This is a genomic window from Streptomyces beijiangensis, from assembly GCF_017315755.1.
GTDB lineage: Bacteria > Actinomycetota > Actinomycetes > Streptomycetales > Streptomycetaceae > Streptomyces > Streptomyces beijiangensis.
Genome location: NZ_JAFLRJ010001091.1, coordinates 1 through 363, shown reverse-complemented (window position 1 = coordinate 363; position 363 = coordinate 1). Strand labels below are relative to the sequence as shown.

Sequence of the window (363 nt, the reverse complement as noted above, 5' to 3'; positions counted from 1 at the left end):
CCAGGCCGCCGCGGACCGGCTGGGACGCCTGGTGCGGGAGCAGCGTCTTGCCGTACTGGATCCGCAGCGACCCGCCGACTTCCCCGTGGCGCCCGGGTACGCACCGGGCGAGCACCATTTCCCGTACGACTTCGCACGCACGCCCGAATCCCTGGCGCGCGGCTGGTTCACCGACGAGGAGATGAGCCGCTCGCTGGACCACCTCGCGGGCGAGCAGCAGGAGGACGGGGGCTGGCCGATCAGCTGGCCTGCCTGGGCGCCGGGTACGGCCCTGGAGTGGCGGCCGATCGTGACGATCCAGGCGCTGCTGACGCTTCGGGCCCACGGACGCGCCGTCGCCTGACGGACCCGCCCCCTCGCGCC

Annotated in this window: 1 pseudogene; it reads left to right on the top strand. The window is 74.4% G+C overall.

Annotated elements, in window-relative coordinates:
- A pseudogene (locus J0695_RS40690) lies at window positions 1-343 on the top strand (hypothetical protein); the annotation flags it as partial.
- Window positions 344-363: the final 20 nt, after the last annotated feature.